At 68.8% G+C, this 16,546-nt stretch carries 13 protein-coding genes; 11 read left to right on the top strand and 2 right to left on the bottom strand.

Annotated elements, in window-relative coordinates; translation table 11 throughout:
• Window positions 1-171: 171 nt before the first annotated feature.
• Window positions 172-3,720 carry a molybdopterin cofactor-binding domain-containing protein gene (locus FZ033_RS00660; protein ID WP_149574269.1) on the bottom strand — a complete coding sequence of 1,183 codons (3,549 nt, stop codon included), beginning with the start codon at window positions 3,718-3,720 and terminating at the stop codon, window positions 172-174.
• Entirely contained in the window at window positions 3,717-4,190 is a 474-nt protein-coding gene (locus FZ033_RS00655; protein WP_149574268.1) for a (2Fe-2S)-binding protein, read from the bottom strand. The genes FZ033_RS00660 and FZ033_RS00655 overlap by 4 nt, the downstream gene beginning before the upstream one ends.
• Window positions 4,191-4,507: 317 nt before the next feature.
• Between FZ033_RS00655 and FZ033_RS00650 the strand changes: the two genes are divergently transcribed.
• The 11 genes from FZ033_RS00650 (at window position 4,508) to ahpF (ending at window position 16,506) form a co-directional block, all read left to right on the top strand.
• Window positions 4,508-6,013 (top strand): 6-hydroxynicotinate reductase, encoded by a 1,506-nt coding sequence (locus tag FZ033_RS00650; RefSeq protein WP_149574267.1) that lies wholly within the window; start codon window positions 4,508-4,510, stop codon window positions 6,011-6,013.
• Window positions 6,014-6,018: 5 nt separating this feature from the next.
• The gene (locus FZ033_RS00645; protein WP_149574266.1) at window positions 6,019-6,987 is read left to right on the top strand and encodes a UPF0280 family protein; all 969 of its coding nucleotides are present in this window, start codon (window positions 6,019-6,021) and stop codon (window positions 6,985-6,987) included.
• Window positions 6,980-7,564 carry an amino acid synthesis family protein gene (locus FZ033_RS00640; protein ID WP_012116181.1) on the top strand — a complete coding sequence of 195 codons (585 nt, stop codon included), beginning with the start codon at window positions 6,980-6,982 and terminating at the stop codon, window positions 7,562-7,564. The genes FZ033_RS00645 and FZ033_RS00640 overlap by 8 nt, the downstream gene beginning before the upstream one ends.
• On the top strand, window positions 7,561-8,145 hold the full coding sequence (locus FZ033_RS00635; RefSeq protein WP_138398700.1) for an amino acid synthesis family protein: 585 nt from the start codon (window positions 7,561-7,563) through the stop codon (window positions 8,143-8,145). The genes FZ033_RS00640 and FZ033_RS00635 overlap by 4 nt, the downstream gene beginning before the upstream one ends.
• Before the next feature lie 53 nt (window positions 8,146-8,198).
• On the top strand, window positions 8,199-9,407 hold the full coding sequence (locus tag FZ033_RS00630) for an ABC transporter substrate-binding protein (protein WP_149574265.1): 1,209 nt from the start codon (window positions 8,199-8,201) through the stop codon (window positions 9,405-9,407).
• 433 nt (window positions 9,408-9,840) lie between these two features.
• Window positions 9,841-11,733, top strand: coding sequence for an ABC transporter permease (locus FZ033_RS00625; protein ID WP_149574264.1), 1,893 nt, complete (start codon window positions 9,841-9,843; stop codon window positions 11,731-11,733).
• Window positions 11,730-12,512: an ABC transporter ATP-binding protein gene (locus FZ033_RS00620; RefSeq protein WP_149574263.1), complete on the top strand. Its 783-nt coding sequence runs from the start codon at window positions 11,730-11,732 to the stop codon at window positions 12,510-12,512. The genes FZ033_RS00625 and FZ033_RS00620 overlap by 4 nt, the downstream gene beginning before the upstream one ends.
• Window positions 12,509-13,225, top strand: coding sequence for an ABC transporter ATP-binding protein (locus tag FZ033_RS00615; RefSeq protein WP_149574262.1), 717 nt, complete (start codon window positions 12,509-12,511; stop codon window positions 13,223-13,225). The genes FZ033_RS00620 and FZ033_RS00615 overlap by 4 nt, the downstream gene beginning before the upstream one ends.
• Before the next feature lie 2 nt (window positions 13,226-13,227).
• Window positions 13,228-13,770: a MarR family winged helix-turn-helix transcriptional regulator gene (locus FZ033_RS00610; protein ID WP_188079222.1), complete on the top strand. Its 543-nt coding sequence runs from the start codon at window positions 13,228-13,230 to the stop codon at window positions 13,768-13,770.
• A 431-nt stretch (window positions 13,771-14,201) separates the two neighbouring features.
• A complete protein-coding gene (ahpC, locus tag FZ033_RS00605) occupies window positions 14,202-14,765 on the top strand; it encodes an alkyl hydroperoxide reductase subunit C (RefSeq protein WP_149574261.1) in 564 nt (187 codons plus the stop codon).
• A 151-nt stretch (window positions 14,766-14,916) separates the two neighbouring features.
• On the top strand, window positions 14,917-16,506 hold the full coding sequence (gene ahpF / locus FZ033_RS00600; protein WP_149574260.1) for an alkyl hydroperoxide reductase subunit F: 1,590 nt from the start codon (window positions 14,917-14,919) through the stop codon (window positions 16,504-16,506).
• Window positions 16,507-16,546 lie beyond the last annotated feature (40 nt).

Raw genomic sequence — 16,546 nt, 5'->3', positions numbered from 1 at the left:
ACGCCGTGCCGCTTGTGCCCTGTTCGGAGTGTTGCGCCCGGCCCGACCGCGTGGGTGGCCGGGTCAAGCCCGGCCATGACGGCCTGATGTTTCCCGCCTTTTCGCTAGCAGCCCCTCGGCCGGAAGCACGGTGAAACCTCTCTCGCTTGCAGAGAAGGCTCCGCAAATGCCTCACCGTGTCGGCGTCGCCCGCAGCCGCGCCACGGTCTGCGCCAGTCCGTCCCAGACCGGTGCATCCGGCGCGAATTTCGCGCGCATGTAGCGCACCAGGTCCGCCACCTGCGCATCGTCGAGACTGTCGCGGAAGGCGGGCATGTCGCCCAGCGCGGGCGCGGCGGGGGAGGGAATGCCCTCCAGGATCACGCGGATGAGGTTGTCCGGCCGCACCGCATGCACATTGGTGTTGAGCGCCAGCGACGGCCGCGCGCCGAACAGGGTCGGCCCCTCCGGCGCATGGCAGGCAGCGCAGGCGCCCTCGAACAGGCGGCCGCCCACGCTGTCCATGGGCCGCAGCGAGGCCTCTGCCTTCGCCTCCAGCGTCGCCGCCACGGCGGAGGCATCCGCGCTCGCGGGGCCGGCGAAGGAGGAGAGATAGACCGCCATGGCGTGGATGTCGGCGTCCGGCAGATGGGCGAGTTCCTGCACCACCGGGGCCATGGGGCCGGCTGCGGTGCCGTGGAAGCGCGAGAAGCCAGTGCGCAGATAGGTGTAAAGCTCGTCCTCGGTCCACGGAATGGGCGCCTTCGAGAGCGCGGTAAGGGCCGGAGCCTCCCAGCCATCGGCGACCCCGCCGCCGAGATAGGCCGCGCCGCCCTTCTCCGCGCCAAGAAGGTTGCGCGGCGTGTGGCAGGCGCCGCAATGGCCCAGCCCCTCCACCAGATAGCGCCCCCGGTTCCACTGGGGCGATTGCCCCGCTTCCGCCTGAAGCTGGCCGGGGGTGAGGAACAACAGGTTCCAGCCGGCCATGAGCGGGCGGATGTTGAAGGGGAAGGTCATGCGGTTTTCGGGCGGGCGCGCCTTCACCGGGGCCTGCGACATGAGGAAAGCGTAGAGCGCCTGCATGTCGGCGTCCGAGATGCGGGTGAAGGCGGTGTAGGGGAAGGCCGGGTAGAGGTGGCGCCCGTCCCGGCCGATGCCCTCGCGCATGGCCCGCTCGAACGCGGCATAGGACCAGGCGCCGATGCCGGTCTCCACGTCCGGCGTGAGATTGGTGGAATAAATCGTGCCGAAGGGGGTGTGCAGTGCCCGCCCGCCGGCATTGGCGATGCCGCCCTCGACCGTGTGGCACACCGCGCAATCGCCCAGCGCGGCGAGGATTTTTCCGCGCGCGATCATCTCGGCGGAGAAGGAGGCCGGGTCCGGCGGCGCGATGGGGGCGATGGCGCCACGGATGGGAAGGGCCAGCGTCGCCATGCCCAGCGCGCCGGCGAGAGCTGCCCCGGCCATGGCGAACCACGGGCGGCGGCGCTTCTCCTTCACCGGCTTGGGCGCGGCCTCGCCGGCAAGGGCCGCGCGCACCCGGTCCGGCGTGAAGGGCGGTTCGCGCAGGCGCACGCCGGTGGCGTCGAAAATGGCGTTGGCGATGGCCGCCGCGCTGGGCACGGAAGCCGATTCCCCCGAGCCCAAAGGCGGGTCGTCCGGGCGCGGCATCAGCACCACGTTGATGACAGGCACTTCCGGGAAGGTGAGGATGGGGTAGGCCCCCCATTCCCGGCTGGTGACGGCTTTGTCGCCGAACGTCACCTGCTCCTTGAGCGCCCGGGAGGTGGACTGGATGACGTTGCCGTGGATCTGGTGCTCGACGCCGGCCGGGTTGATCATGAGCCCGCTATCCTGGCCCACGACCACCCTTTTCACCGCCACGTCGCCGGTGCGCCGGTTCACCTCCACCTCCGCCACCCAGGCGGACCAGGCGGCGCCGTAGCCGGGAAACTTGGAGTGCACATAAAGGGCATAGGCGAAGCCCTGGCCGCGCACCACGTCGCCCTCCACCACCTCCATGCGCGGGGCAGTGCGCTTCTCCCAGCCGGCGCGGGCGGCGGTGGCCTTCACCAAGTCTGCGGCGCGCGCGTCGTGGAGGTGGCGCAGGCGATAATCCACGGGATCGACGCCGGCGGCGGCCGCCAGCTCGTCGATATAGCTCTCGTGGGCGAAGCTGTTGGGCAGGGCGGAGACGCCGCGCAGCCACGCCGCCCGCACGATGGGCGCCACATCGTCCACCGTGACCCGCATGTGGTCATAGGCATAGGGCGGGATGGCGGTGCGGTCGCCCATCTCGAACACGGGATTGTCCGCCGGCACCCGCCCCGTCAGCAGCAGCGCCAGGGTTACCGCCGCGTTGGAGGGATAGCGGGTGTTGAAATCATAGGCCGCGGGGGTGCCGTCGGCGTTGAGGCCGCCCTTGACCTGCATGAGCTGGGCGGCGCCCTTGGGCTCCCAGGCGTGCTCCTGCTCCCGCGTCAGTTGCACCCGCACCGGACGGCCTACGGCACGCGACAGAAGGGCGGCGTCGGCGGCCACATCGTCCGCGCAATTGCGGCCATAGCAGCCGGCGGCCTCGAAGCGGACGATCTCCACCGCCTCTTCCGGCAGGCCCAGCAGCAGGGCGATGTCCATGCGCAGGGGATAGGGATTCTGCGTGCCGGCCCAGATGGTGGCGCCATCCTCGCGCACATCCGCCACCGCGCAGGAGGGGCCGATGGAGGCGTGCATCTGGTAGGGCCAGACATAGGTGCGGTCGAGGGTTTGCGCTGCGGCCGCGCGGGCGGCGTCGGGGTCGCCGCGCTCGTGGAGGGTGCGCCGGTTCTCGGCCGGGATCGCGTGCAGGGCGTTTTCCACATGGTCGAGGTCGGGCAGGGTGGGGGTGGGCTTCCACTCCACCTTCAGGCGACGGGCGGCCTCGGCGGCCTGCTCCTCGCGCTCGGCCACCACGCCGACGAAATCGCCCATGGTGACCACCGCCACGAGGCCGGGAATGTGGGCGACCGAGGCCTCATCCACCTTGATGAGGCTCTTGCCGACGAACGCGCCCGCATCGATGCCGGCATAGGGCGGGCGCACCACCCGGCCGTGCAGCATGGCGGGCACGCGCACGTCGTGGACATAGGTGAAGTTGCCGGTGGCCTTGGCCGGGATATCCACCCGCGGCACCCGCTGGCCGACGATGCGGTGGGCGCTGGCCGGCTTCACCGGAATGTCGTCGGAGAGCAGCAGGCGCTCGGCGCGGCCTTTCAGCAGATCGGCGTAGGAGAGGCCCGCATTGCCGCCGTCGCGGGGGCGGACGATGCCGTCCTCCACCTCCAGCGCGTCGGCATCCAGCCCCAGGGCTTCGGCGGCCAGCTCCACCAGCCGGTGGCGGGCCTGCGCGGCGGCGCGGCGCAGGGGCTGGGCCGAGACCTGGATGGAATCGGAGGCGATCGTCGCGCCCTGGTTGGGCGCAAGGCCGGTGTGGCCCAGCACCATGGTGACGCGATGGAGCGCCACGTCCAGCTCCTCGGCCACGATCTGGGCGAGGGCGGTGCGGATGCCGGTGCCGAGGTCCACATGGCCGTTGAAGGCGGTGACGGCGCCGGTGTCGTCCACCAGCAGGAACAGGTCGAGGGCGCCGTCCCGTGGCATGGCGCTGCGCTGGAGCCCGGCCACCGACCGGGCCGGGCGCAGAACGGCGAGATTGCCGGTGGCGGCGAGGATCTGGTCCTTGTCGGGACGCGGCTCGCTCATTCGGATGCCTCCCCGTGGGCGGCGCGCATGACCGCGCGCAGGATCTCCACATGGGTCCCGCAGCGGCACAGATTGTAGCGCAGGGCGGCGCGCACCTCGTCCTCCGTGGGGGCTGGGGTGCGGGTGAGGAAGGCGACGGTGGTCATGATCATGCCATTGAGGCAGTAGCCGCATTGCGCCGCCTGCTCGGCGATGAAGGCGGCCTGAACGGGGTGCGGCGCCGCAAGGGTGCCGAGCCCCTCCAGCGTGGTGATGGTGCGGCCTTCCGCCGTGCCCAATGTGGTGACGCAGGAGCGGGCGGCGACCCCGTCCATGAGCACGGTGCAGGCGCCGCATTCCCCCAACCCGCAGCCGAACTTGGGACCGTTGAGGCCAAGGTCGTTGCGCAGCACATAGATGAGGGGCGTGGCGCGGGGCAGCGCGAACGTGTGCGCTGTGCCATTCACCTGAAGTTGAACCGGCTCGGACATCTTGGTTTCGGTCCGTCCTGGGACGTGCCAGTGTAGGCGACGCGGCAGCCGCAACGCTTCCCTGGATTGTTTCTATACGAATGATCTGGCGTCAAGCGCGCACCGCGCACAAATGCGCGGCGCGCCGGGCCCCTCCGCAGGCCCCTTAGACAGGTCATAAACCTGTGGCCGCAAAAGGATAGGGCAGGTCTGCTGCCTCTTCAGGCGGCGTGCCTCATCCTTGTGCTTGACACTTTGGGCCTCTGCTTTTTCATTAGTGTACATATGAAATCGAAAACGCCCCGCCGGTTGTCCGCCGGGGCCGGAGCCCGCCCTCCATGGCGCAGAACATCCAAGGCGACGCCTCAGGCCAGACCCCCGTCGCCGCATCGGCCGGCGACGAGAAGATCCGCTGCGATGCCTGTCCGGTCATGTGCTACATCAAGCCCGGCAATACCGGCGCCTGCGATCGCTATGCCAACCGCGCCGGCGAGCTGATCCGCGTTGATCCCCACGTCATCCTCGACCGCACGCTGGAGCAGGGCGGCAAGGTGGTGCCCTTCGATCGCGGCGGCGACTGGGACGGGCGCCTGGTCGCCGATGGCGAAACCTTCGTCACCGCCGTCGGCTCCGGCACCACCTATCCCGACTACAAGCCCGCCCCCTTCATCGTCTCCGCGCAGGTGGACGGCGTGGACATGGTGACCGTGGTCACCGAGGGCATCTTTTCTTATGCCGGCGTGAAGGTGAAGATCGACACCGACCGCTTCCTCGGGCCGGAACAGGCCACCGTGCGCGTGGCCGGCGAGCCGGTCGGCCATGTCACCACATCCGAATACGGCTCGCAGATGCTGTCGCTGGGCGGCGTCCACCACCTCACCGGCGGGGCCAAGAAGGAAGGTCGCGTCACCTGCGAGGCGCTGCTGGACCTGTGCAATGCCAAGCCGGTGGAACTCACCGTGGACGGTGGCGCCAGCATCATCGTGCAGGCCGGCCACGCGCCCATCGTCAATGGATCGCAGGAAGAGCGCATGCGGGTGGGCTGCGGCTCCGCCACCATCGGCATGTTCGCGCGGCAATGGTTCGGCAAGGTGGACGAGGTGGTGGTGGTGGACGACCACATCACCGGCGTCCTCTCCGAGCATCAGGCCGGCAAGCTTCTGGGCGTGCGCGACACCGGCATCCGCATGAAGGGCCGCCGCTCCACCCCCGGCCGCTATTTCCAGGTGGCCGAGCCGGGGCTGGGCTGGGGCGGCACCAATATTTCCGATCCGCTCTCCATCCTCGGCGCGTTCGATGCCAAGGCGGCCTGGCCCGGCCTGCGGCTGTTGCTGGTCTCCACCACCGGCGAGCATTTCGGCTATTATGTGCTCGATGAAAACCTGGTGCCGCGCGAGGCTGACGTTCCAGTAGATCTCGCCCCCTCGGTGGAGCGCATCCGCGAGAATTGCGAGCCGGCGCTGTCCTCGGTGCTGTTCATGGCCGGGGCCGGCGGTTCCCTGCGCGCGGGGGTGACGGAAAATCCGGTGCGGCTCACCCGCTCGGTGAAGGAGGCCATCACCCGCGTCACCTGCGGCGGCGCGCCGGTCTATGTCTGGCCCGGCGGCGGCATCACCTTCATGGTGGATGTGATGCGGGTGCCGGAAAACGCCTTCGGCTATGTGCCCACGCCGGCCCTCGTGGCCCCCATCGAGTTCACGCTGACGCTGGAGGCCTACGCCGCGCTGGGCGGCCACATGGACCATGTGCGGCCGGTGGGCGATATCCTTCAGCGCGACAGCGTGCGGGAAGTGGCGCCCATCGGCGACAATCCCTGGCCGCTCTCGGCCCCCTCCCAAGGCTGACGGCCATGCTGAACGCTGCCCTCTCCCTCCCTCATGCCGCCCCCCTCGCAGCCCCGCCGGTGCCGCCCCGCGCGCCGCAGGTCAAGCTGCTCGCGGACGGGCGCCGGTTGCACCTGAACGATGGTCCCATCGACCTCGTCGTGGAGGCGAGCGGCGATCCCCGGCAGGTGGCGGCGGCCTATGGCGCGGCGGTGGCGCGATTCACCGGCCTGCTGGATGAGCTGTGCGCGGAACTGCCCTTGCTGCGCCGTCCCGCCTATGCGGGGGCCTGCCCGCTGGAGGGGAAGGTGGCCCGGCGCATGTGGGCGGCGGTTGAGCCCCACGCGCGGGCCGGCTTCATCACCCCCATGGCGGCGGTGGCCGGCGCGGTGGCCGAGGAAGTGCTGGAGGCGCTCGCGCTCCCCGGCATCACCCGCGCCTATGTGAACAATGGCGGCGACATCGCCCTTCATCTGGCGCCGGGGGCCGACTATGTGGCCGGCCTCGTGGATCGCCCGGACCGGCCGAGCCTCATCGGCACGGCGCGGGTGGGCGCGGAGGGCCCGGTGCGCGGCATCGCCACCTCGGGCTGGCGCGGGCGCAGCTTTTCCCTCGGCATCGCCGACGCCGTCACCGTGCTCGCCCCCACCGCGGCGGCGGCGGATGCGGCGGCGACCATCATCGCCAATGCGGTGAACCTGCCCGGCCATCCCGGCATCGTGCGCATCGCCGCCCGCGACGTGCAGAGCGACAGCGACCTCGGCCCGCTGAAGGTGACGCGCGCCGTGCCGCAGCTTTCCCCCTCCGAGATCGACGAGGCGCTGGCCGAGGGTCTCGCCTGCGCTTCCGCTTTGGTGGCGCGGGGCCTCATCTCGTCCGCCGCGCTGCACCTTCAGGGCGTGAGCATTTCCACCGATCCAGCCGACGGTATTCGTCCCGGCCGTTCCATGTTGTCCCTCGTTCTTCAACAAGAAAGCGAAGAAGCTCATGCCTGAGGTCAAGATCCGCAAGCAGGTCCGGATCGTGGAGGAAATCTTCCACGAAGGCGGCCCCGTCGCCGCCACGCCGCGCCGCCGTGCCGCCATCGTCACGGTCATCGAGAACCCCTATGCCGGCCGCTATGTGGAGGACATCGCGCCCTTCATGGAGGACCTGAAGCCGCTGGGCGTCGCCATGGCCAAGGAGCTGGTGGTGGCCCTGGGCGGCGATCCCAAGGCGGTGGACGGCTATGGCAAGGGCGCCATCGTGGGCGCCGCCGGCGAGATCGAGCACGGCGCCCTTTGGCATGTGCCCGGCGGCTACGCCATGCGCGAGGCCCTGGGCGACGCGCTCGCCATCGTGCCCTCCACCAAGAAGGTGGGCGGGCCGGGCACGCGCCTCGACGTGCCGGTGACCCATAGCGATGCCTCCTATGTGCGCAGCCATTTCGACGCCATGGAAGTCGGCGTCTCCGACGCCCCCCGCGCCGACGAGATCGCCTTGGTGCTGGTGATGACCTGCGGCCCCCGCGTCCACGCCCGCGTGGGCGGCCTCGCGGCAGCGGACATCTCCAAGCGGGACGGCCTGCGATGAGCGCGAAAATCCGCAAGATCGTCACCATCGTCGAGGAGACGCGGACCGAGATGGGCCGCCCCGTCTCCCCGCCCACCCGCCGGGCGGCGGCGGTGGCGGTGATCGAGAACCCGTTCGCCGGCACCTATGTGGAAGACCTCTCCGACCTCATCGCCATGGGCGAGGAGCTGGGCGGCCTGCTGGCGGCCCGCGCCGTGGCGGCCCTCGGCATCGAGGGGCCGGCGGCGCAGAGCTACGGCAAGGCCGCGCTGGTGGGCGAGAACGGCGAGCTGGAGCACGCGGCCGCGCTCTTGCATCCCAAGATGGGCGCGCCGGTGCGCGCGGTGCTCGGCAAGGGCGCGGCGCTCATTCCCTCGTCCAAGCGGCGCGGCGGCCTGGGCGCGGAGCTGGACATTCCGTTGGGACACAAGGACGCTGCCTTCGTGCGCAGCCATTTCGACGGCATGCAGGTGAGCATTTCCGATGCGCCCCGCGCCAATGAGATCGTGGTGGCGGTGGCGGTCACCGATTCCGGCCGGCCGCTGCCGCGCGTCGGCGGACTGAAGGCGGACGAGATCAAGGGTGAGGACGGCTTGCGCTGAACCGGGCGGCGCGGTCTGTGGTGCAGGACTTCGGATCAAGAAGGGAACAGCACATGAAGACACTCATCGGTGCAACACTCGGGGCGACCTTCGCCGCCCTGCTGCTCGCCTCCGGCGCCGCGAAGGCGCTCGAAGGCGAGATCAAGGTGGGCGAGATCAATTCCTATTCGGCGCTGCCCGCCTTCACCGAGCCCTATCGCAAGGGCATGGAACTGGCGCTGAAGGAGATCAACGACGCCGGCGGCATCAAGGGCAAGAAGCTGGTCATCATCTCCAAGGATGACGGCGGCAAGCCCGCCGACGCGCTCACCGCCGCCAACGAGCTGGTCTCGCGCGACGGCGTGGTGATGATCTCCGGCGGCTTCCTCTCCAACGTGGGGCTGGCGCTGGCCGACTTCGCCAAGCAGAAGCAGGTGGTCTACATCGCCGCCGAGCCGCTGACCGACGCCATCGTCTGGTCGAAGGGCAACGACTACACCTTCCGCCTGCGCACCTCCAACTACATGCAGGCCGCCATGCTGGCGGAAGAGGCCGCCAAGCTTCCCGCCAAGAAGTGGGCCACCATCGCCCCCAATTATGAATTCGGCCAGTCGTTCGTGGCGGTGTTCAAGGAACTGCTGAAGAAGAAGCGCCCGGACGTGGAGTTCGTGGCCGAGCAGTGGCCGCCGCTCAACAAGATCGACGCCGGCCCAGTGCTGCAGGCCATCGACGCCGCCAAGCCTGACGCCATCCTCAACGCCACCTTCGCCGGCGACCTGGTGAAGCTGGTGCGCGAGGGCAATACCCGCGGCATCTTCAAGGACCGCGCGGTGGTGAGCTATCTCACCGGCGAGCCGGAATATCTCGACCCGCTGAAGACCGAGACGCCGGAAGGCTGGATCGTCACCGGCTATCCCTGGTACGGCATCAAGACCGCCGAGCACCAGGCGTTCCTCGACGCCTACCAGCAGCTCCACAAGGACTATCCGCGCCTCGGCTCCATCGTCGGCTACTCGACGGTGAAGTCCATCGCGGCGGTGCTGAAGGCCACCGACGACCACACCACCGACGGCATCGTCAAGGCCATGAAGAACCTGAAGGTTTCCACCCCCTTCGGCGACATTGTCTATCGCGCCGCCGACCACCAGTCGACGCTGGGCGCCTATATCGGCACCACTTCGCAGCAGGACGGCAAGGGCGTGATGGTGAACTTCACCTTCAAGCCCGGCGCCGACTACCTGCCGCCGGAAGCCGAAGCCGCCAAGCTGCGCCCGGCGAACTGAGGCGGGGCAGGGCGGTTCCCCCTCTCCCGTTTGCGGGGGAGGGCCGGGGAGGGGGCAGGCCCTCTCCTTCAGACTGTTTGCTGGTGGATAGCGCCGCATTCCCCCACCCCAACCCTCTCCCGCACGCGGGAGAGGGGGGCAGGGCGGGACCATTCAAGCCGTCATGGCCGGGCTTGACCCGGCCATCCACGGGGACGGGCCGGGAACCAGGCTCCCAACGGAGCTCCCACGGCACGGCGTGGATGCCCGGGACAAGCCCGGGCATGACCGTGGTGGAAAAAGTCGGGCGTCTCCCTCCCCCCACGCCGGGGGCAGGGCGGTGCAAAGCCAAAGCCGGGGCGCCCGCGCCCTTGCCCCAAGACCCGCCTCCCTCGACGGCGGCGGGTTCAAGAACAGAACACCCTTCCAGGCCGGTGAACGAGAGGCGAGACAAGTGGAATTCCTGTTGGTCCAGGCCCTCAGCGGGCTCGCCAGCGCCGCGTCGCTGTTTCTGGTGGCGTCGGGCCTGTCGATCATCTTCGGCGTGACGCGCATTGTGAATTTCGCGCACGGCGCCTTCTACATGCTCGGCGCCTACGTGGCCTATGTGCTCACCACGCGCTTTGCCGGCCCCATCGGCTTCTGGGGCGCGATCCTCGCCGCCTCGGTCATCGTCGCGGCGCTGGGCGCGCTGATGGAAATGGTGCTGCTGCGCCGCATCTACCACGCCCCCGAACTGTTCCAGCTCCTCGCCACCTTCGGCGTGACGCTCATGGTGCAGGACCTGGTGGTGGTGATCTGGGGTCCCGAGGATCTGCTCGGCCCGCGCGCCCCCGGCCTTGCCGGCGCGGTCAGCCTGTTCGGCCGCATGGTGCCCACCTACGACCTGTTCCTGATGGTGCTTGGCCCGGTGGTGCTCGGCGCGCTGTGGCTGCTGTTCCACCAGACCCGCTGGGGCGTGCTGGTGCGCGCGGCGACGCAGGACCGCGAGATGGTGGCGGCGCTGGGCGTGAACCAGAAATGGCTGTTCACCGGCGTGTTCGCGCTGGGCGTCTTCCTCGCCGCGCTGGGCGGCGCGCTGCAGATCCCGCGCACCACGGTGACCCACACCATGGACCTCTCCGTCATCGTCGAGGTGTTCGTGGTGGTGGTCATCGGCGGGCTCGGCTCGGTGCTGGGGGCGTTCGTCGCCGCCATCATCGTGGCGGAGCTGAACGCCTTCGGCATTCTCATCCTGCCGCAGATCTCGCTCATCATGGTGTTCTTGGTGATGGCGGTGGTGCTGGTGGTGCGGCCCTGGGGCCTGTTCGGCAAGGCCGAGAGCGCGCCGCGCCCGCCCGCCGGCCTCACCATCCGCCCCTGGCGGCCGTTCTCCACCGCCGAGCGGGTGGCGCTGGCCGTGGCGGTGGCGGCGGTGGCGACGCTGCCCTTCTTCCTCGGCAACTACGCCCTCACCGTGGGCGCGGAAATCCTCATCTTCGTGCTGTTCGCCGCCAGCCTGCATTTCATCATGACCGTGGGCGGACTCGCCTCCTTCGGCCATGCGGCCTATTTCGGCCTCGGCGCCTATGGCGCGGCCTTCATGGTGAAGTTCCTCGGCGCGCCCATGGAGGCGGCCCTTCTGGTCGGCCCGGCCCTGGGGCTGGTGGGAGCGGTGCTGTTCGGCTGGTTCTGTGTGCGGCTTTCGGGCGTCTATTTCGCCATGCTGACGCTGGCCTTCGCGCAGATCGCCTGGTCCGTCGCCTTCCAGTGGGTCGACGTGACCGGCGGCGACAACGGCCTGCTGGGTATCTGGCCGTCGGCATGGGCGGCGAAGCCCCAGGGCTTCTTCTGGCTGGCGCTGGCGGTGGCGGTGATCGGCGTCGGCCTGTTGCGGATGCTGGTGTTCTCGCCCTTCGGCTACGGCCTGCGGGCGGTGCGCGACAGCACGTTGCGCGCCGAGGCCATCGGCCTTGATCGGGCGCGCCTGCAATGGGCCGCCTTCGTGGTGGCCGGCACCTTCGCCGGCATCGCCGGGGCGCTCTACGCCTTCCTGAAGGGCTCGGTGTTCCCCGACTTCATGGGCATTCCGACCTCGGTGGACGGCCTCGTCATGGTGCTGCTGGGTGGCATCGAGACGGTGTCCGGCGCGGTGGTGGGGGCGGTGCTCTACAAGGCGCTGGCCATCTGGCTCATGAGCCAGACCGACCTCTCCAAGCTGGTGCTGGGGGCGGTGATCGTGGTGGTGGTGCTGGCCTTCCCGAAGGGCGTGGTGGGCTTCATCGAGGACATGCGCCACCGCTGGTTCGGCCCGAAGAAAACCGAAGCCGAGGCCGCAACCCTTGCGAAAGCGGAGGCCGCACGATGAGCTTGCTGCTTCAGGTCGAGAACCTCGAAAAATCCTACGGCGGCGTCCATGCGGTGCGCGGCGTCACCTTCAGCCTGGAAGCGGGCACGCTGCTCGCGCTTATCGGCCCCAACGGGGCGGGCAAGAGCACCTGCTTCAACATGCTGAACGGCCAGATCAAGCCCGATGCCGGCACCATCCGCATCGACGGGCGCGACATCAAGGGCCTGCCGCCGCGCGCGGTGTGGCGGCTCGGGGTGGGGCGCACCTTCCAGATCACCGCCACCTTCTCGTCCATGACGGTGCGGGAAAACGTGCAGGTGGCGCTGCTCTCCTTCCACGGCCTGATCACCCGCGTGTTCGGCTTCGCCGGCACCGCCTGCCGGGCCGAGGCGGAGGGGCTGCTGGAGCTGGTGGGCCTCACCTCCCAGGCCGAGCGGCCCTGCGGGGAGCTGGCCTATGGCGACCTCAAGCGGCTGGAGCTGGCGGTGGCGCTCGCCAACCAGCCGCGCCTGCTGCTGATGGACGAGCCCACCGCCGGCATGGCGCCCAAGGAGCGGGTGGAACTGATGCGTCTCACCGCCGAAATCGCGCGGGAGAAGGGCATCGGCGTGCTGTTCACCGAGCACGACATGGACGTGGTGTTCGAGCATGCCGACGTGGTGATGGTGCTGAACCGCGGCCAGCTCATCGCCCGCGGCACGCCGCTGGAGGTGCGCCGCGATCCGCAGGTGCGCGCCATCTATCTGGGCGAGGGCCTGCTCTACGACGCTCGGCATCGCGAGGGGAGCGCGGCATGACACGCCAGACGAAACTTCAGGTCTCGAACCTCAACAGCCACTACGGCCCCGCCCACATCCTCTACGACGTGGGGCTGGAGGTGGGCGCGGGCGAGGTGGTGGCGCTCCTGGGCCGCAACGGCGCCGGCAAGAGCACGACCTTCCGCTCCATCGTCGGCCTCGTGCCCCAGCGCGCGGGGACGGTGGTGTTCGACGGCACGGATGTCTCGGCGCTGCCCACCTATGAGATCGTGCGGCGGGGCCTCGGCTACGTGCCGGAGGACCGGCGCATCTTCAATCAGCTCACGGTGGAAGAGAATTTCATGGTGGGCCGGCAGGCGCCGCGCGAAGGCGTCGCCACCTGGAGCCCGGAGCAGCTCTATGTGCTGTTCCCCAACCTCGGCGAGATGAGGAAGCGCCCCGGCGGCCAGATGAGCGGCGGCGAGCAGCAGATGCTCACCATCGGCCGCACGCTCATGGGCAACCCCTCCCTCGTGCTGCTGGATGAGCCCTCCGAGGGCCTCGCGCCCAAGATCGTGGAGCAGATGGCGGACGCCATCCTCGCCATGAAGAAACAGGGCCTCTCCATCGTCATCTCGGAGCAGAATCTGCACTTCGCCAAGCTGATCTCGGACCGCGCCTATATCATCGAGAAGGGGCGCATCCGCTTCTCCGGTACCATGGCGGACCTTGAGGCGAACCCCGAGATTCGCGACGCATATCTGGCGGTGTAGGCATGGCTCCAAGAAAACCCGCACAGATAAAACCCGCACAGGTTAAGTCCACACAGGTTAAGTCCGCAGTGGTGAAGGCTGAACCGGCGGATGTCGCGCCCGCTCGCCGCCCGGCGCGCCGCGCCAAGGCCACCGCGTCCTATATCCTCGACGCGCAGGTGGGCTTCATGCTGCGCCAGGTGGCGCAGCGCCATGCCACCCTGTTCGCGGCGCGCATCGGCGACGACCTCACCATGACCCAATGGGCCGCGCTGGCGAAGCTGGCCGAGACCGGCCCCTGCTCGCAGAACCTTCTGGGTCGCCACACCGCCATGGATGCCGCCACCATCAAGGGCGTGGTGGACCGCCTCGCGCGGCGCGGCTTCGTGGAGACCCGGCCGGACCCCGAGGATGCGCGGTTGCTGGTGGTGCTGCCCACCGAGGCGGGACGCGCGGTGATCGCCCGCGCCACCCCCAACGCCTTCGCCATCACCGAGGAAACCCTGGCGCCCCTCGATCCGGCCGAGCGCGCCACTCTGCTGAAGCTGCTGGCGCGGCTGCGGTAGGGGTGGTCTGCGCCCGGGGCGCAGGGCGCAGCGCGCCATCCTGCGATCTGGCACGGAGAGAACCCTCTCCCGCTTGCGGGGGAGGGTAGGGTGGGGACTGAGTTTCAAGCGGATGTAAACCCTGCCACCCGTCATCCCCCGGCTTGACCGGGGGATCCATGGAGCGGCCGGGCGGGGCAGGACGGCGTGGGAGAATGCCCAAAGGAAATTGCGCGCAAATGTCGCACCGCACTTTCGGCCGCGCCTCCGCTTTTCCCGCCCGCCCGTTTCACGGGCTTTCGCCGCCAAATGAAGCGCTTGTCCGGATTCGTGATAGCTAATATCTATCAATATCGACAATCTTATCTATTTCATTTATCCCTAGCTCGGCCTTATGTTGCATCGCGAAGGCCCCAGCCTCTCGCACCGCAACAGCCATCCAAGGAATTGCCATGTCCCTCGTCAATACTCCGGTCAAGCCTTTCAAGACCACCGCTTTCAAGCAGGGCAAGTTCATCGAGGTGTCCGAGGCGGACCTCGCCGGCAAGTGGTCGGTGTTCTTCTTCTACCCGGCCGACTTCACCTTCGTGTGCCCCACCGAGCTGGGTGATCTCGCCGATCACCACGCGGATTTCGCGAAGCTCGGCGTGGAGATCTATTCGGTTTCCACCGACACCCACTTCACCCACAAGGCGTGGCACGATTCGTCCGAGACCATCGGCAAGGTGCAGTACGCCATGCTCGGTGACGCCAACGGCTCCATCACCAACAACTTCGAAGTGATGCGCGCGGGCCAGGGCCTGGCCGATCGCGGCACCTTCATCGTGGATCCCAACGGCATCATCCAGGCCGTGGAAGTCACCGCCGAGGGCATCGGCCGCGACGCTTCCGAGCTTTTGCGGAAGATCAAGGCTGCGCAGTACGTCGCCTCCCATCCTGGCGAGGTGTGCCCGGCCAAGTGGCAGGAAGGCGAGGCGACCCTTGCCCCCTCGCTCGACCTCGTCGGCAAGATCTGAGGCACGTTCGGGTCTTTCCATTGGGGAGGACCCACCCCCTCCGCCGCGCGTCCTGCGCGCGGCGGCTTTACGGTGGCATCTTCCGCGTGTCCTGCGCGCGGCGGATGCGGAGCACCTTCTTGTTTTCCAAAGCATTCGTCGGAGAATTGCCATGCTCGACACAGCCATGAAGACCCAGCTCAAGGCGTATCTGGAGCGGCTGGTCCGGCCCGTCGAAATCACCGCCTTCGTGGATGATGGCGCGAAGTCGAAGGAGATGCTGGAACTGCTCTCCGACATCACCGACTGCTCCGCCAAGGTCACCGTCGCCGCGCGCCGCGATGGCGATGCCGCCGACGCCCGCGTGCCCTCCTTCGCCCTGTCCAGCCCCGGCGAGAGCATCGCGCTCACCTTCGCCGGCCTGCCCATGGGCCACGAATTCACCTCGCTGGTGCTGGCGCTGCTGCAGACCGGCGGCTATCCGCCCAAGCTGGAGCCGGAGGTCATCGAGCAGATCAAGGCGCTGGATGGCGACTTCACCTTCGAGACCTATTTCTCCCAGTCCTGCCAGAACTGCCCGGACGTGGTGCAGGCCCTGAACCTCATGGCGGTGCTGAACCCGAACATCCGCCACGTGGCCATCGACGGCGCCCTGTTCCAGAAGGAAGTGGACGCCCGGCAGGTCATGTCGGTGCCCACCGTGTACCTGAACGGCGAGGTGTTCGGGCAGGGCCGCATGGGCGTGGAAGAGATCGTCGCCAAGCTCGACACCGGCGCTGCCGCCCGCGACGCCAAGCGCATGAGCGAGATGAACCGCTTCGACGTGCTGGTGGTGGGCGGCGGGCCCGCCGGCGCCACGGCGGCCGTTTATGCGGCGCGCAAGGGCATCCGCACCGGCGTCGCCGCCGAGCGCTTCGGCGGGCAGGTGCTGGACACCATGGCCATCGAGAATTTCATCTCCGTGCCCTACACCGAGGGGCCGAAGCTCGCCGCCGCGCTGGAGCAGCACGTGCGCGAGTATGAGGTGGAAATCCTCAATCTCCAGAAGGCGGTGAAGCTGGTGCCCGGCGCCGACATCATCGAGGTGGAGTTCGCCAACGGCGCGAGTCTCCGCTCCAAGACCGTGATTCTGGCCACCGGCGCCCGCTGGCGGCAGATGAACGTGCCGGGAGAGGACACCTATCGCAACAAGGGCGTGGCCTATTGCCCCCATTGCGACGGCCCGCTGTTCAAGGGCAAGCGCGTGGCGGTGATCGGCGGCGGCAATTCCGGCGTGGAAGCGGCCATCGACCTTGCCGGCATCGTCGCCCATGTGACCCTGATCGAGTTCGACAGCGCCCTGCGCGCCGACGACGTGCTCCAGCGCAAGCTCAAGAGCCTGTCCAACGTCACCATCCTCACCTCGGCCAAGACCACCGAAGTGCTGGGCGACGGCCAGAAAGTGAGCGGCCTCGTCTACGAGAACCGCAACACCGGCGACAGCGTGAAGGTGGAACTGGAAGGCATCTTCGTGCAGATCGGCCTTCTGCCCAACACCGAGTGGCTGAAGGGCGCGGTGGAGCTTTCCCCCCGCGGCGAGATCGTGGTGGATGCCCACGGCCAGACCTCGGTGCCCGGCGTGTTCGCCGCCGGCGATTGCACCACGGTGCCCTACAAGCAGATCGTGATCGCGCTGGGCGAAGGCGCCAAGGCCTCCCTCTCGGCCTTCGATCACCTCATCCGCTCCAGCGCGCCGAAGGAAGAGGCGGTGAAGGCCGCGTGAGCCGCCAGGCACTCCGTTTCATCTTCCTCCGGGCGACCTC

It is taken from the genome of Xanthobacter oligotrophicus (assembly GCF_008364685.1).
In the GTDB taxonomy this organism is placed as follows: Bacteria; Pseudomonadota; Alphaproteobacteria; order Rhizobiales; family Xanthobacteraceae; genus Xanthobacter; species Xanthobacter oligotrophicus.
Note: the sequence above shows the minus strand (reverse complement) of the source record. Positions and strands in the feature narration are given on the sequence as shown.

Bases quoted from the DNA above. Each gene is read 5' to 3' on its own strand.
- FZ033_RS00660 (WP_149574269.1), bottom strand. From the start codon at position 3,720: ATGAGCGAGCCGCGTCCCGACAAGGACCAGATCCTCGCCGCCACCGGC.
- FZ033_RS00655 (WP_149574268.1), bottom strand. From the start codon at position 4,190: ATGTCCGAGCCGGTTCAACTTCAGGTGAATGGCACAGCGCACACGTTC.
- FZ033_RS00650 (WP_149574267.1), top strand. From the start codon at position 4,508: ATGGCGCAGAACATCCAAGGCGACGCCTCAGGCCAGACCCCCGTCGCC.
- FZ033_RS00645 (WP_149574266.1), top strand. From the start codon at position 6,019: ATGCTGAACGCTGCCCTCTCCCTCCCTCATGCCGCCCCCCTCGCAGCC.
- FZ033_RS00640 (WP_012116181.1), top strand. From the start codon at position 6,980: ATGCCTGAGGTCAAGATCCGCAAGCAGGTCCGGATCGTGGAGGAAATC.
- FZ033_RS00635 (WP_138398700.1), top strand. From the start codon at position 7,561: ATGAGCGCGAAAATCCGCAAGATCGTCACCATCGTCGAGGAGACGCGG.
- FZ033_RS00630 (WP_149574265.1), top strand. From the start codon at position 8,199: ATGAAGACACTCATCGGTGCAACACTCGGGGCGACCTTCGCCGCCCTG.
- FZ033_RS00620 (WP_149574263.1), top strand. From the start codon at position 11,730: ATGAGCTTGCTGCTTCAGGTCGAGAACCTCGAAAAATCCTACGGCGGC.
- FZ033_RS00615 (WP_149574262.1), top strand. From the start codon at position 12,509: ATGACACGCCAGACGAAACTTCAGGTCTCGAACCTCAACAGCCACTAC.
- FZ033_RS00610 (WP_188079222.1), top strand. From the start codon at position 13,228: ATGGCTCCAAGAAAACCCGCACAGATAAAACCCGCACAGGTTAAGTCC.
- ahpC (WP_149574261.1), top strand. From the start codon at position 14,202: ATGTCCCTCGTCAATACTCCGGTCAAGCCTTTCAAGACCACCGCTTTC.
- ahpF (WP_149574260.1), top strand. From the start codon at position 14,917: ATGCTCGACACAGCCATGAAGACCCAGCTCAAGGCGTATCTGGAGCGG.